The sequence below is a fragment of the Parasutterella muris genome, from assembly GCF_009767915.1.
Lineage (GTDB): Bacteria > Pseudomonadota > Gammaproteobacteria > Burkholderiales > Burkholderiaceae_F > Parasutterella > Parasutterella muris.
The window spans coordinates 1-14771 of record NZ_WSRP01000010.1 but is presented as its reverse complement, the minus strand read 5'-3'; the positions used below and the strand labels follow the sequence as shown (position 1 = coordinate 14771).

The 14771-nt window shown below is 43.4% G+C and carries 9 protein-coding genes and 1 pseudogene; 6 read left to right on the top strand and 4 right to left on the bottom strand.

Translation table 11 applies throughout. From position 1 onward, the window contains the following. Nucleotides 1-180 precede the first annotated feature (180 nt). Both E5987_RS04305 and E5987_RS04300 read left to right on the top strand, forming a co-directional pair. Nucleotides 181-1917 carry a DUF262 domain-containing protein gene (locus E5987_RS04305; protein ID WP_160334862.1) on the top strand — a complete coding sequence of 579 codons (1737 nt, stop codon included), beginning with the start codon at nt 181-183 and terminating at the stop codon, nt 1915-1917. 247 nt (nt 1918-2164) lie between these two features. Beyond that, nucleotides 2165-3553: a hypothetical protein gene (locus E5987_RS04300; protein WP_160334861.1), complete on the top strand. Its 1389-nt coding sequence runs from the start codon at nt 2165-2167 to the stop codon at nt 3551-3553. A 234-nt stretch (nt 3554-3787) separates the two neighbouring features. On the opposite strand, the gene E5987_RS04295 is transcribed toward E5987_RS04300, so the two are convergent. Together E5987_RS04295 and E5987_RS04290 are read right to left on the bottom strand one after the other, a co-directional pair. Next, nucleotides 3788-4093, bottom strand: a complete 306-nt coding sequence (locus E5987_RS04295; RefSeq protein WP_160334860.1) for a type II toxin-antitoxin system RelB/DinJ family antitoxin — start codon at nt 4091-4093, stop codon at nt 3788-3790. A gap of 471 nt (nt 4094-4564) precedes the next feature. Further along, on the bottom strand, nt 4565-6196 hold the full coding sequence (locus E5987_RS04290) for an AAA family ATPase (protein ID WP_237178726.1): 1632 nt from the start codon (nt 6194-6196) through the stop codon (nt 4565-4567). Nucleotides 6197-6530: 334 nt separating this feature from the next. Here E5987_RS04290 and E5987_RS04285 point away from each other — a divergent pair, with 334 nt between their 5' ends. Together E5987_RS04285 and E5987_RS04280 are read left to right on the top strand one after the other, a co-directional pair. Further along, nucleotides 6531-8003, top strand: coding sequence for an FAD-dependent oxidoreductase (locus E5987_RS04285; RefSeq protein WP_160334859.1), 1473 nt, complete (start codon nt 6531-6533; stop codon nt 8001-8003). 62 nt (nt 8004-8065) lie between these two features. Beyond that, the gene (locus tag E5987_RS04280) at nt 8066-9097 is read left to right on the top strand and encodes a LysR family transcriptional regulator (protein WP_160334858.1); all 1032 of its coding nucleotides are present in this window, start codon (nt 8066-8068) and stop codon (nt 9095-9097) included. Nucleotides 9098-9100: 3 nt separating this feature from the next. Here E5987_RS04280 and E5987_RS04270 read toward each other — a convergent pair. Next, nucleotides 9101-10438 (bottom strand): annotated as a pseudogene (locus E5987_RS04270) (FAD-dependent oxidoreductase). A gap of 412 nt (nt 10439-10850) precedes the next feature. Here E5987_RS04270 and E5987_RS04265 point away from each other — a divergent pair. Then, the gene (locus tag E5987_RS04265; protein WP_160334855.1) at nt 10851-11219 is read left to right on the top strand and encodes a hypothetical protein; all 369 of its coding nucleotides are present in this window, start codon (nt 10851-10853) and stop codon (nt 11217-11219) included. A gap of 379 nt (nt 11220-11598) precedes the next feature. Further along, nucleotides 11599-12606 (top strand): RelA/SpoT domain-containing protein, encoded by a 1008-nt coding sequence (locus E5987_RS04260; RefSeq protein WP_160334854.1) that lies wholly within the window; start codon nt 11599-11601, stop codon nt 12604-12606. Between the two features lie 287 nt (nt 12607-12893). Here E5987_RS04260 and E5987_RS04255 read toward each other — a convergent pair whose 3' ends face one another. Beyond that, nucleotides 12894-14561 (bottom strand): vWA domain-containing protein, encoded by a 1668-nt coding sequence (locus E5987_RS04255; protein ID WP_160334853.1) that lies wholly within the window; start codon nt 14559-14561, stop codon nt 12894-12896. Between the last annotated feature and the right edge of the window lie 210 nt (nt 14562-14771).

Here is a 14771-nt window from a genome sequence, read left to right as displayed (position 1 = left end):
GGGGATAGCGAACATAATAGCCAAACGCTTAAACACGTCCTGCCCTCACCTTTGCTGTTCAGGTTCCAAATTGCCAACGATAATGTTTCATCTGTCAATTATTGGGCCAAACAAAATAAAATCCTAAATACCGACTTCAAATATCCCTACTTGGTTTCTATCTGAGAAACACTATAATGCTTGACCACGCATCACACGAGAAATAGATCTTCTCCACTCCACAAACATAAAATGCAAATACCCAGCAATACCGAAGACACATCAATTGACTTCACTATTGAAACGCTTCTGGAAAATTTTAATGAGAATGTTATCCTGCCTGACTTTCAGCGCGGATATACGTGGAGTGAGGAAACCGTAAGAAGTTTTATTAAGAGCTTCCTCAATTTAAAAAATCAAGTCCTCGGTTCCGCTTTCCTCTACAAAAAGCAAACCGATTTTCAGGTTGTGGACGGGCAACAGCGATTAACCACTATCTGTTTAGCTTTGCACGCACTAGATCTGTTGGACGAGAACTCGAGCTTTTTAGGAAAATTCTTCAAGAGTCTGGGCGGTACGGACAGCGGAAATACCCCATTTGATTATGCGTCACGCATTCAAATGAAGAAAAATTATGATGTCATCCGGACTGAACTCCAGGTCTTGGGAAAAGATAGATTCCGTGATGCGATTAAAACTGCAAAAATTTGCTTTTTCATCACCGCTGATGAACAAAAGACATTGGATTACTACGTCGCATGCAACACAGAATCCGTCCCGTTGACTGCTGCGCAGCTTCTGAAAGCCTTCCATTACGATGCTTGCAGGAAAGAAAATCTGGACCCTGAACTGACACTCTATAAACGTTACGCACTGGAATTCTGGAGGCTTGGCCCTATCGGGCTCGGCCTAAATATCAGTGATATCGCAGGCGACAGCGACAAGAAGGACGACTCCTATGACCTCTCAAACGTTCCTCTTTCAGTGCTGAAAGTTCTGGTAGACAACCTAAAAAAGGATAATGGCAAGCTGAAGCCGGAACAAAAAGCGATCCCCACCCCTTGGGCCATTTCTGAGGCTATTGCTATGTCTGCGGATCAATTCATTGCAGACGATAATTACTGGTATTCTTGGCAGGATTTTCACGGTTTATTTAATACGCTGCAGTCGATGCTTATCGGTGATGATAAAAATGATTTCGCGCGGCCTATTCTTGATCCTCAGCAAAGAATTCCAGGCGCCCTTTCAAGGCTTCAGACCTCAGAAAGAAGTTTTCTTTCAGCCCAAAAAAATCTCCTGCTTGATGTACTGTGGGTAAAATCGGGCAGTCATTTTTATGTCACAGCAAATGACCTTTTGAGGGACTATGCCGCATTTCAAGGATACGCCCAGTCTTACTTCAAAAACGGAGGCCTTGAGGGATCTCCGGGACTCCAATGCGAGAAGAAATGGCTTCAAACTTGTATTGAAGTGCTGAAAGACTTTTACAAGGACCTCGAGCTCATTCAAAAAATCAAAACGAAAATCTCCTGGTGGCCTGCTCAGCCATTAACGCTCGACCTCTATGAAACTAAACTAAGAAAAACAGCGGCGCTCCTGACTATTTTTTGTATTACTGTCATTTGCCACCATCGCTTTCCGCAAGAAGCTCCGTCCCGGATAAAAAACGTCTTGTACATGTCACTGTTCTTTATCTATTTAGCTCATCTAATTGGAAAACACGATTACAACTACATAAAAGCGGGCGGCGCTGATATTGCAGGACGAATCATTCTTAATTCCGCCTCTGCGGATATAGCGGAGCAATCCATGACAAAAATTATGTTGGAGAGAAACTCTTGGTCGCAAAGGATTTTGGAAGTCCTTAAAAAGAGTTATGAAGATTATGAAATCAGTGACATCAGCAATTCTTTAAAAGCCATGCTGAACTTTGTCTAACGCAACTAAAATTCACTAAATCAAAAATGGCCGAGACAAAAAATAAAATCTACAGCAATCTGAATGTTGTTGAGTTTATCGATGCACTAACAGGTAATATCGATTTAATTCTTCCGCTTTATCAACGAGACGCATCATGGAGCGAAGAGCTTCGTAAGAGCTTCCTAAAAAAATCGACAAGAATAAGACGTTTTTAAATTCAATAATTCTTGTCAAAAAATGCGACGATTCGTTGAAATTTGAGGTAGTGGACGGACAACAACGCCTCCTTAGTCTGCTGATCAATGATGAATCGGATCTTCAAAAACCACTTGAAATACAAATTAATTCTTACTGTCTGCGTTTGATTCGTGAATTTGATGAGTTCCTTGACATAGATCCAATTCAAACAACATGTAACAAACAACGTCTTGAAAACGCCTATTTCAATTGGATTGTTTACGATAACATGCCTTCCGGAGAGCAGCTGTTTCAGAACATCAACATCGACACGCGCAAACTTTCTGTTTTTGACGAATTCATTGGACGAGCATTTCAGACAGACACGAACAATGAAAAATTCAAATTCGTTAAAGCATTAAAGAACGCCGTTGCGATGGACCAGCTGGGGTATAACTATAACCTATCTCAGCTTAAGGATTTTAAAGATACGGTTTCTGTTCCTTTTGACCCGGTTGACTATGATTGGACACTGCGGCTTTTGCTTGGACACTGTGTAAGTTTTACTTTCCCAAAAGCAAAATTCAATAACATAAAAATGCAAAACATAGTGAACGACAATCTTAGAAACGAGCTGAAAACCGCCCAACCAAATGTCATCGAGAGTATTCGAGAAAATCTTGCAAAGCTCACGGAAGCGATTACACAAAACCGCCTTTTTTTATCTCGTAGACATGCAAAAAGCTGTTGTCAGGATACTAACATTGACGAATTTCAACTTTTACAGATTTATCTTATGTCGTATGACACCTGGCTCCCCACCGACAAGTGCAGGGATCTTTTTAAACTTTATTTAGAAAATCCGGATAATCCACAACAAGACAAAAACAAAGCAATAACATTTGTTATACAAAATTTAGATTTATCCAAGAACTTTAAAAGCAAGGCGAAGTCTTTTAAGCGTAAGGACCTATGTTTGAGCGATTGGCTGCTTTTCTATGCACTTAACTTCCTAGATGAAGGTAAAACTATTTTCATTAAAGCGGCCAAAGATATTCAAGTTTCTAATGGAACATCCGCGGAAATTTTTGAGCAGATCTTTAAGGAAATGAAAGAGCACTATTCAATTAAAAAATTCAAATTTCCCAGATATAGCGGAGAAATAGAACATTTTGTTGCGCAGAGAAACTCTACCTCTTCGATCGACGAAACGTTAATAAATAGCTATGCCAATTTATGCCTAATTCCCAACGGAATTAATCAAAGCCTACGTGATCTGTCGATTTCTCAAAAAGCGAACATTATTTGCAAGCAAAATAAGGAATCAAAAGAAATTTTTCTTCCGAAACTGACTTTCACCGCTCTTGCCGTTACAAAACTCAAGAACGACGAAGAAAGAATTCTCAATGTTCTTAATGATTTTTGGCTGAATTTCACCAAGGAAATGCAGTACAAGCTCAAAAGCATGGATAATTAGGAAGCTGAGAAAATCCGTCTACGACGTAACGACATACACAAAAGAGCCGAAGATATTTGAGCACGACTGCGCCATCGAAGGTCTTAATTGTAGGGGTTGAAATCGTGACATTAGTGTACGTCTTAAAGACGAAAAATCGCCATGTAACTCAACCTAAAGCTCTACAAGTACGTTTTCAGCAGGCTGAGACCTTCTGCTGTCAGCACCCGCAATTCTTCCACGGCTTTCTGCAATTCATTTTGCCGTTATGCGTTTAATATGGGAAAAAACCTCTTCTGCTGAACGAAAGCGTCCTGCTTCAAAATCTTTGAAACTGGCTTCAAAAACTTGGTCAATCTCATCTTTACTCATTTGGGAAATGTCCAAGTGCGCTGGCATCCTTAATACGAACGGCAGAGCTTTTTCATCAACAACCCGTTTAAGAAAAATACGGATGGCTTCCGACATGGTTAATCCCAATGATTTGAGAACTGCTTTTGCATCGTTTTTGAGCTGATCATTGATACGAACTCGGACAATTTCATTAGCAAGAGTCTTCATGCTAATGACTCATACGAATAGTGTAATCACTTTGTAACTACAATTTTAAAAGGATACAAATATGAATACGATCTGCAAGAAATATCAATTTGTCACCGTATCTCGAACACTCGCCAAATTTCCAGTTTCGTATCGAAAGATTCTGCGTATCTTTGCAGCGTTGTATAAGTAGTAATCTTTCCGGCAGTTAAATAAATTCTGAGAAATTTGTTAAACGGTGGGTAACTTTCATTTCTTGGGAATTTTACTTACAACTAGTTCGGTTTTATTTACCTTGTTCTTTTTCCAGGTTATTATGTTGACAACAACATCCCGCAAGCTTAGCTCTCCAGTTTTTCTGAAGATGGCGTTCACTCCGCGGGATTCCCTTTTCCGAAGCTATCATGTCAGAAAGATGTGATAAGCACATCAATAAACCTCACTCACCGTTCTCTCAACACCCTGTTAAGGACGTTGCAAATAATGGAAGTCCTAATCCTCTATCTCACGCCACTTAACAAATTGTCTTGACTTGATCGAATAAACAAGCACAACCCGCTTCAATTCCGGACTGCACTCTTGCTGACCATAGCGCTTTGACACAATCTGCTCAGAGCCCTCCTGCAACTTCTGCTCTTCGCTTTCACCCTCGCGAACAACCTTAAACTCAAACACCCAATGCCGATCTCCAGCCTTGACTTCAAGGTCGCTTCTGCCATGTGCGTTATGATGTTCAACCCTCGGATCCAGCCCTGCTCCGGCAAAATATACCTGCACATAAGCCCTCACAGAGGATTCGTCACGAACCGGATAATTCCTATAGTCAATTGCCAAGAAAAGGCGGTTAAGGATATGAAACAACGACTCCGCCGACTCTTCACTCAAAACCTTGACTATCGGACCGGCTCCAACCTGACCGGCAACTCTGCCTTGCAGCAAGCGCTCTACATAAAGCTGCGCCATCGCCCGACGAACTTCGAGATTCGGATAGTCCAGAAAAACTGTGTCTCCGTACTTAATTGATTTTATTGTTAAATATCCCGCTTGCGTTAAAAGCCCTATATCCGACAGAGTTTCAACATCGGAAGATCCGGACAACGAAGATAAAGAGATTGTTTTCTCGCGTCCATACTCTTCAGGATGTCTGAGCGCATGTGACTTCAAATACTCAACCAGAACAGAAGGCTTACCCCCGCTTTCAAACCAATAATCTTTAAATCCTCTGGAAGGACGTGCTAAGAAATTCAGTAATGACCATGGCGCAAAAACTTTTTGTTGTGCAGTTTCCTCAAAGCAGAAACCATCGTAGCGCGCCACAAGTTTTTGCAAAAGTTCCTTCTTCTCCATCCGAAGCGACTCACAGGCTCTGATGAGATAAGAATCAAAATACTCCTCAACCTCCTGATGCGTATAACCTAACAAGGTTCCAAATTCCGGGTCCAAAGACAGATCACTTAAGTTGTTAAGTTCAGAAAAAATACTTGTCTTATTAAACTTAGTAATACCGGTAATAAAAACGAAGCGTAGCGCAGCGTCATTAGATTTTAGGATTGCATAAAACTTCGAAAGCGTTTCTCTCACCGCATTAAATAAATCCATTTCATCCAAGCACGAAGTCAACGGCGCATCATACTCATCTATCAGGAGCACTAACGAATTGGGAAACTGGCTTTTCATCCATGTCGATAACTGTCTAAATATCGCAGCGCCTAATGGAATGTATTCAAAACCCAATGGCGAGAAGGCACTAATCAGAAGCTCTTTCAAGTCTCTCTTGAATTGCTCAATTCCATCCAAAGGCTTTATTTCTGAGAAATCCAACCTCACCACATTGTAGGTCTTCTCCTCTTTCCACAGCCTTTCAATCGCGAGACCTTGAAAATCTCTCAGACCATATTTAAAGAGAGATTCAAATGTTGATATAAGCAGAGACTTACCAAACCTTCTGGGACGAGCTAAGAAGTACTTCCCCCGAACAGAAGCAAGGTCGTAAACCATTGCGGTTTTGTCCACGTATATTTCATCAGACAGCCTTAACGCTGTAAAGTCTGATGTCCCCAGAGGCAGCTTCTTCGACTTTTCAATCATCATTTGCTCTAACCCGTTCACTGATGCTTTTTCCATTTTAATTGGATGTCTTTATTATGCCTGCTTTCTTATCCACCATAAAAAAGAGTCTGTTTCCGTCGCTGAAAACAAGCCCCTGTCCCTAACTACCCGAGGTTCTTTTTTGTAGACGGCAGAAGCGTTTCGTGAGTTTTTACGAAAAAAAGCGCCGAATAACCTATTTTCGAAAGCAGATTTATTCGAAATGAAGACGGAGTATTAAATCTTGTGATGCATTCTCAACTTTAAAAATCTTCAACTTTCCATTTTGGAAAGATGTATTTCCAAGTAGATATAGCTCAAATTAACCCTTACTAATATCCTGTGATTCTCAATCACTTTGGAGAATCACATGCTAAAGAGAAGAACCTTTTTGACCGTCGCTTCCATGACGGGCCTAATGCCGGCCGCTTTTGCCAAAAATGCGGATACGCAGTGGAACAAAACCGTAGATGTACTGGTTTTCGGAGGCGGAATGGCAGGCCTCACTGCCGCCATCTCTGCAAAACAAAACGGTGCTAAAAACGTACTCCTGCTCGAGAAAGCAGCATATCTGGGCGGCCACTCGGTCATGTCGGGTGCCGGTTACTACATCGGGGGCACTGACAAACAAAAAAATGCCGGCATTGATGATTCTTTGGAAATTAACTGGAAAGACGCTGTTGACCGCGGGGTTGCTGCTAATCGATTCATCAAGCGGGATACCGCCGTCGCCCGCACCGTCTATGAAAACGGCGTAGAAACAATGGGCTGGCTGGAAAGCCTCGGTGTCAAATTCACAGACCAGCCGGTACAGGGGATCGGAAACCGAAAACGCGTACATTACGTAGCGCCCGGATATAAACGCGGATCTCCTGAGCTGATCAAAGCTCTGAACCAGGCAGCGCTTAAAGCCGGAGTAGTCATTCAAACAAACAGCAAACTCGTCTCTTTAATTACTGAAAGCAAAGAGCTCGGCGCTCCCGTTATCGGTGCTGTCGTTGAGGAAAAAGGCAAGACATTCAATATCCGTGCGACAGGCGGTGTCATCCTTGCGACAGGCGGCTTTGCCAACGGACCGGAAATGGTGAAAAGATACCATCCCTACCTGGAAGGTGTCCCCTCTCTAGGATCAAAGATGAATGTAGGAGACGGTATCCGAGCGGCTACCGACATCGGTGCTCAGATGATTGTTGAAACCAACGGATTCGGAATGAATATGCTCTTCGTCGGTACGCACAAGGGACAGTCAATGGGACTGCCTCTGACAGAAGCGCCGATTATTGTTGTCAATAAAGAAGGACAGCGTTTTCAGGACGAAAGCAGAGGTTATCTTGCATGCACCCACAAGATGGTGGAAAAAGGCTACAAGGTCGGCTATTGGATTTTTGACGCGAAAACCTTTGAAAAATATCGCAACGGCTGCTTAAAACCGTTATTTGAAACTGAAGTCGTTCACGAATATCCGACACTCGAAACGCTTGCTAAAGGCGAGAAAATTAATGTCGACGGACTTCTTCAAACGGTTAAGGATTACAACGAAGACGTTGCGAAAGGCAAAGACAGACACTTTGGCCGTACCAAACTGCTTCAGACTCTTGATAAAGGTCCGTTCTGCGCGTTTGAAGCCGAACCGAGGATTTATACCTCCTACTCCGGTTTGGAGATCAATACCAAAGGTCAAGTTCTGGATACACGATCAAAACCGATTCCTGGGCTCTATGCCGCCGGAGATGTGTGCGGACATCTCGGTTATCAGGCAAACTTAGGAGGCGGAGGCATCAGCAGCTTATCTTGTGCGGCCGTTTACGGCAGAATTACAGGTAAAGAAGCCGCAGTGAGATAGCTGCTGTTTTATAAACTTAATCGGACGTGACCGCGTGGCACCTGCCATGCGGTCAAACGCATATGAATGAAACTTTTGATAATTTGAAACCTTGGCGGATTTTGGAAGCGATATACCGACGAAAATCCATAACTCTGGCGAGTGTTGAGCTGGACATTTCTTTATCAAACGCTTCCAAATTGATCGGAAAATTAGAAAAGAGCTTGGGTACTCAGCTTCTTAAACGTAAATCCCGCCCGATTGAACTGACGGAATATGCGATTAAACTGACCCCTCTTATTAGGGACATGATATTGGTCGCTGACCGCCTTGAATCCGTCGCAAAGCAATTAAAGGTGGGAAGATCAACTCAGACAATTGTCTTCAGTTTATCCACCACTTCTATAGCACCTCATGTTTTGAGATTTATCAACGAATTCAAGGCCGAATATCCCGGTATTGAAGTTGAGCTCCGCACCGGGCTGTCGCATCTGGACATAAAAGACGGAAAAGCAGATGTCGTGCAGATGTCCTATAAACCTGATTATACCGAACTAACAAAACTGCCCTGCGGACGCTGCTTTAATTTTATGGTCGCATCCCCTGTCTACCTAGAGAAGTACGGTGTGCCAAAAACGATCGATGAACTCGTTCGCCACAAATTAATATTTAGAAGAAAGGACTTCTACCCGGAATGTCATGCCCTGATCAACAGGGACAAAGTATTTGATCTTGACAGAATGGAATTGTTTACCGTTGACGCTAACGGCAAAAAGCATATTGAAAGAAAATTTTCTGTCGACGAGTCTTCCGGATTTAAAAAAATCTACAGCAGTGATTATTCTTCTTTTGCCTCTGTCATGACGGCAGAAGGTATTTCAGTTGATTTGCCTGCAAGTTTTATTCAGGACAAATTGTCTGAAGGTACTCTCGTGCCTGTCCTGCCCGGCTGGCATCGAGAGCCCTGGAGAAAATTCATTATTTTTCCCGCAAAAACGCCGGAGGATTCCGCCGTCTCGATTTTTGCTCATTGGTATCAGAAACGGGAGCTTGAGGATTCCGAAAAAAGGTGGAAAACTGTGTTCCGTAAGTTCGGAATCCCCATTACCGACTAGGTTTTAACGAAGTTTTTCTTCAGCCAACACGTTCTCCGCAGCTTTTTTCCCGTAATACACATTGATGTGTGTCGGGCCTGTACCGAACAATCCGTCATCGGCAACTTCACCGACCGCATATAAGCCGGGAATCGGTTTGCCATTGGTGCCGACTACGCGGAGATTTTTGTCGACCTGAACGCCGCCCAATGTAACCTGAACTCACGGAGTCGTTTTTACCGCATAGAAGGGACCCATGGAAAAGTCTAAAGACAGATTGTGCTTACGTCCGAAATCTTCGTCTTTGCCGTTTTTCACGAAACCCGCGTAGCGTTCAACGGTCGCGACCAAATTCTTTTCCGGCACGCCCATTTTCTTCGCCAATTCTGGGATTGTAGGCGCCTCGAGGAAAAAGCCCTTTGCTTTAAAGCCCTGAAGACGTTTTGATTTCTGCATCGCCTTATCGTCAATCACGATATATGCGTAACCGCCTGGCTGAGCCAGCATCCATTTTGACAGCTGTGTGTAATCCGGGAAGTAGTCATTGCAGAAGCGTTTGCCTTCGGCATTAACCATGATGCCGCCTTCGGCCCGCGCTGCGGATAAGCTGTAATGCTGACCGTTGGAGGAATGCACTGACGGATTTAAACGAAGCACATCCATGTGTGTAAATTTAGCATTGAGCGGCTCTAGCAAACCAACAGCGTCTCCGGTAGAACCTACCGCTGACGTAGAGGGCAGCCCCGCCCATTCCGGTGCGAATTTCTTAAGAACTTCCTGACCGGATGAGTATCCGCCGGTAGCAACGATTACGTAGTTTGTTTTAAGAAGCTTTTCTCCGTCTTTACCTTCAGTCATCACGCCGGTAATTTTGCCGTCCTTGGTGACTAATTTGGTAGCCTTAGTGGAAAGCATCGGCACGACACCGCTTTCGTCGAGTTTCTTCTTCATCGCGAGGATCAGTGCATTGCCAAGACTTCTTCCGTCTGCCGTACCCATTTGATAGGAGCTCATCGGACGGGTAATGTTCGCGCCAATTTTGTTCACCCAGTCGAGCGCTTCCTGAGAGGATTCGGAGAACTCTTTGAGTCGGTCCATGTCGTACGGATAGTTCTGTTTCTTTTTACTTTCCAAATACTTTTCGATCGACTGACCTTTACCAGCCGCCTGCTGCTCCTTTGTATTAATGACGGTAAAGTAGGTAGCGGCAAGGTTCGTCGCACCGCCGACAAACGGCATTTTTTCGATTAGACAAACCTTCTGTTTTCCAGCCTCTTTCAGAGCGATAGCGGAACTGATACCGGCACCGCCGGCGCCGATGATGACAACATCGCACTCTTGAGCCGGAGCTGCAAAAGCCATAGACGGGCCGATAACTAAAGTGCAGGATACTGCGGCGATTTTAGTTGTTAAATTTGACACTTTTAACTCCTTGGTAAAAAACATCCTCAGTGTCGCAATAAATAGTTATGTCCGCTAGCTTCCGACGGAAATATAACTTTCCATTTTGGAAACAGACGGGTATATAAAAGAATTAAATTCCAGTGCAGTAAGACCAGCTTCTAGAATTTTCAGGTTATAGCTGACTTTAACTATCGCATGAGCGTGCAAGAATGAAGCAGACTTTATCAGGGAATATTCATCAGGCTCGGGAACTGTCAATAAAAGATTAAAAGCTGGTTGGCCTATTGAAAAAGCACTCTTTACTCCCTTATTACGTAACAGAAAATCAATTGTCAGTTCAAACTGTTATCAATCAAAACGGAGTTAATCAATGATTGCTAATTTTCAACTCGACACAAAAGCGGCTGCCCGTGCAGACAGCCAGACACCCAACATCCGTAAATCCGGCGCCTTCGCTGGACAGATCACGGCAGCCCGCACTTACCTCACCCGCAGCGGCGCTCAGATGCTTGAGGTCATTTTCGTTGCCCACGAAGGCAAGCGAATATTAATCTTTGTCTTTTCAAAAAGGACGGATCGGAAAATTTCGGGCGTGACATGTTCATGTCCATGCCGACATGCCATCGCCTCAAAAATGTTAACGCCGTCAAGAGCACGGTCAAAGACCGTAGTGGAAACGATCAAGAGGCCTATTTGTTCCCCGATCTTGCGGGGCGTGAAATCGGTTTCCTTCTTCTGAGGAGTATCAAGCCAACGATAGAACAATCCGAGTCGCTGATCGTGTCAATCTGGTTACGTCGTTCGAACCTAGCACATCCCTTGTGGCAAAAGAAATCTTAGAACGTGTCACTAAGGGTCGAGCTGCTTGAAATCAGGAAAGAACACGTCAGCGACAAACCTCTTAAAAAAATTCAGTTTCCGACAATGAATTTGAAAACCCGCCAGTAAAAAAAGCAGTCAAACAGCCGCTTGACAAGATTGACGATGACGACATCCCGTTCTCAACACTAATCAGATGCCGCTTCCGAGGGGCTTTCTTATTGAATGTAACTCTGTTAGATAATCGCTGAGAAGATCATGCGTTTATTAAAATTCGAAAGAAGTAAAGGAGAAATGCAATGGAGATAGATAGCTACGTGGTTCCGTCTCGCTCCTCCGTCAGGAAAGCGGGAAAAGTTCTAGTTAGCACTGCGGGCAACGAAGACAAATCTGATGCGCTCTTGACATTAAGCAACTGGAGAGCAGTTCACGTAGTACCTATCAATACACTACAAACATTCCTCCGCAAGAAGGTTAAGGACTTAAAATTTTCCTCTCCTATTGTTGCTCAGAGATTAAAGCGCACACCTTCGATTATTAGCAAACTCGAACGATTCCCTTCAATGGACCTGGATAGAATGCAGGACATCGGAGGAATTAGAGTTGTATTGAATTCGATACACGATGTCTCGAGGCTTTACAGTGAACTGAATAGTAGTAAATTTAGGCATCAACTTGTTTTGCCTCCGAATAATTACATCGAAACACCTAAAGCGGACGGATACAGAAGCCTTCATCAGGTAGTAAAGTACCGGAACGTAAAACACCCACAATTTAATGACCTGCGCATTGAATTACAAATAAGGACAAAATTACAACACTCTTGGGCAACTGCTGTCGAAACACTCGGGATGTTAGAAAAATGTTCCTTAAAAAGCGGCGAAGGGGATGAAAAAATAAAGAAATTCTTCAAAATCGCCAGCACCTTATTCTCTATTCATGAAGACAGCCCAGTGATTGAAGAATTTAAAGATAATTCTGAGTCTGAGTTGATTGCTAAATTTAAAGACTTGGAAAATGAACTATCCGTTCTTAGGAAACTGGAGGGTATCGCAGTTTCAACGAAACATATCCAGACTACCAATAAGAACTTTTTGGGTTATCAAGTTATTCAACTATTTGCAGATCGTGGAAAAGTTCGATTGACCGCTTTCGATGATCCGTCTGATGCAGAGAGTTTTTACTATACCAAAGAGCAGGAAACAAAAAACGATATGAATACGGCTGTAGTCTTGATGTCAGCTGGAAACTTGAGAGACATAAAAAGAGCATATCCAAATTATTTCTTAGACACGAAGGTTTTTTAAGGAACATTAAGAACATCACCTCTTAGGCTCAGCCAGCTCATCGTTTATTTCCATCCGTATCGACTTAAATTCCCTTTACGAAGAGTTTGACTTTTATCGTGTCGTCTAGATTTCTGTTAATCGTTTTAGGTGAGAATGATAGTCGATTAATAGTTTTCGTTATCTTGAAAAAGTTTCTTCTTTCCTTACCCGCTTTCAGTTTTAAATCGCCGCAAATGATCATAAAAACAATCATCTGCGGCGTTAACATCATTGGCCGAACTTAGTTAACCGGCAAATTGCGCATCTTACACACCAAGCTTTTCTTTTAAATCCTGTGCATCTTTAACTTCTAACATCCTCATAAGCTGATCAAATGTCACTGTCCATGAAGTCTCATGACTGTGAATCTCGTTTAGAGCTGAAATTAAGCACAATATGAACATAATCTCTGAAGCGAAAACATCTTCCGGCCGCTCTTCAACACTCGAAACGAAGCTGCTGCTTCTGCTGGTCGCTGACTGCCATAATTCCGGCTCATCATCCCTTAATTTCTCCAATTGATCGATCATCTCATCAAAATCCAGGGTATAGATATCACCCACTAAATCAAATAACTTACGCACATCCGCATGAGTATTGACAAAATCGGCAATCATCTGAGTCATTTCAATGCGCATATCAGTATCTATCCACTGAAGTTGTTGTATGGTGCTCTTGATTTCTTCATCCAGTTCACTTTCTGTTGGCAGTTTTCCGTCTATACAGAAAGAATCCAGATCATCTGGGCAGAAAGAATCTAGATCATCTAGGCTTCGTGCTGCTTTTGAAGCTTTTCGTGAAGGTTTTCGTACCGGGTTTCTCGAAGCTGACTTTGAGAGCTGAGGTGCCGCCATTGAATAGCATATTCCGTCTGCAGCCGGCATCTGCGGAACGATTGCCAGGGTCGGCGCAACGTCTGTTTTTTCCGCTTCGTCTCTTTCCACAAGAAGGAAGAAATTTGTCTCTGGCCCTGCAATGCTGTACTTCAGACCGATTCTCATTACTTCAGCCCTGTTCTTGGACGCAATCATTCTTTGGCAGGCTGCAAGCTGGCAGAGCTTATAGCCGACATCGACTTCTAAAACGCTTGCCGTTTCGACATGCGAATCCCCATACTTTGTAAAGCAGAGCTCCGCTGTTTCCGGTTTATCACTCAAAAATGCAAAAGCAGAAACAAGATCGGCTGCAAACAATGTCTTAGGTGTTTCGGACTGCCACTGAACGGGCGCATTCCAGCGAACTTTAGCGTCGGAAATGACCGCCGAACGCATGCGAGCGCACATCCGTTTAACCGCGGACTCAATATCGTACTTGTTATATACAGACTCATACGCGCCGCCGGTTTCTTCAGCAATCTTTTGAAGAGCGTTATGGTACGGTGCCATACCGATGCCCAGAATAAAAACGCGTCGATCGCCTTCCTTGGCAAGTTGGGCAATCTTTTCGGGATCATCCCAAAATTCTCCATCCGTCAGAAGCAGAATCGAGCTTTTTGAATTTCGTCCCGGCAGAAGGGTTACCGCAGACTTCATTGCGTCGTATATCTCTGTTCCGCCAAGTTCGGCGTCAAGCTCATCAACAGCGGATTCAAAATCTGAATCAACGTTATCAAAATGTATGATCGTTGGCAGACACAGCAGCTCCGGTTCACTTCCAAACGCGATCAAGGCCACTTGATCTTTTTTTGTCAACGTACGGCTAAATTCCTTCAGACAGGCTTTCAGCGACTCCATTCTGTCGCCGTACATAGAACCGGAACAATCTGCGAGAACCGTCAAATCCAGATCCGAACTTTGCTGCAAGTCGGCCATCTTAAAATTCGCCAGAGCTGCATAACCGCTTTCATCTTTTGCCAGATAGACTTTGCTTGCAGCTGAAGCTTTAATATCAAGAACAATATCGCGGTCAAGGCTTGAAGTTATTTGAACTTCCAATCCGTCCCGAATTCTCTTTGTCGTTAATTGATGTGTGGGAGACGAAATTGCCGCGTCAGCATACTCACCGTTAACTCGAATAAAGCCCTTACAGCCGTAATCGGCAAAAATATTCGTTGTGATTTCATGCTCATTCTCGTCTTTAGTTTGTAAAAATGAAACAAAACCCTCTTAATTCAGAGGGTTATATCATTTTTTGAGCAGACAAAA

What these genes read in the sequence shown, in the direction of transcription:
- E5987_RS04295 (WP_160334860.1), bottom strand. Translation starts at nt 4,093, where the DNA reads ATGAAGACTCTTGCTAATGAAATTGTCCGAGTTCGTATCAATGATCAG.
- E5987_RS04290 (WP_237178726.1), bottom strand. Translation starts at nt 6,196, where the DNA reads ATGGAAAAAGCATCAGTGAACGGGTTAGAGCAAATGATGATTGAAAAG.
- E5987_RS04285 (WP_160334859.1), top strand. Translation starts at nt 6,531, where the DNA reads ATGCTAAAGAGAAGAACCTTTTTGACCGTCGCTTCCATGACGGGCCTA.
- E5987_RS04280 (WP_160334858.1), top strand. Translation starts at nt 8,066, where the DNA reads ATGAATGAAACTTTTGATAATTTGAAACCTTGGCGGATTTTGGAAGCG.
- E5987_RS04265 (WP_160334855.1), top strand. Translation starts at nt 10,851, where the DNA reads ATGATTGCTAATTTTCAACTCGACACAAAAGCGGCTGCCCGTGCAGAC.
- E5987_RS04260 (WP_160334854.1), top strand. Translation starts at nt 11,599, where the DNA reads ATGGAGATAGATAGCTACGTGGTTCCGTCTCGCTCCTCCGTCAGGAAA.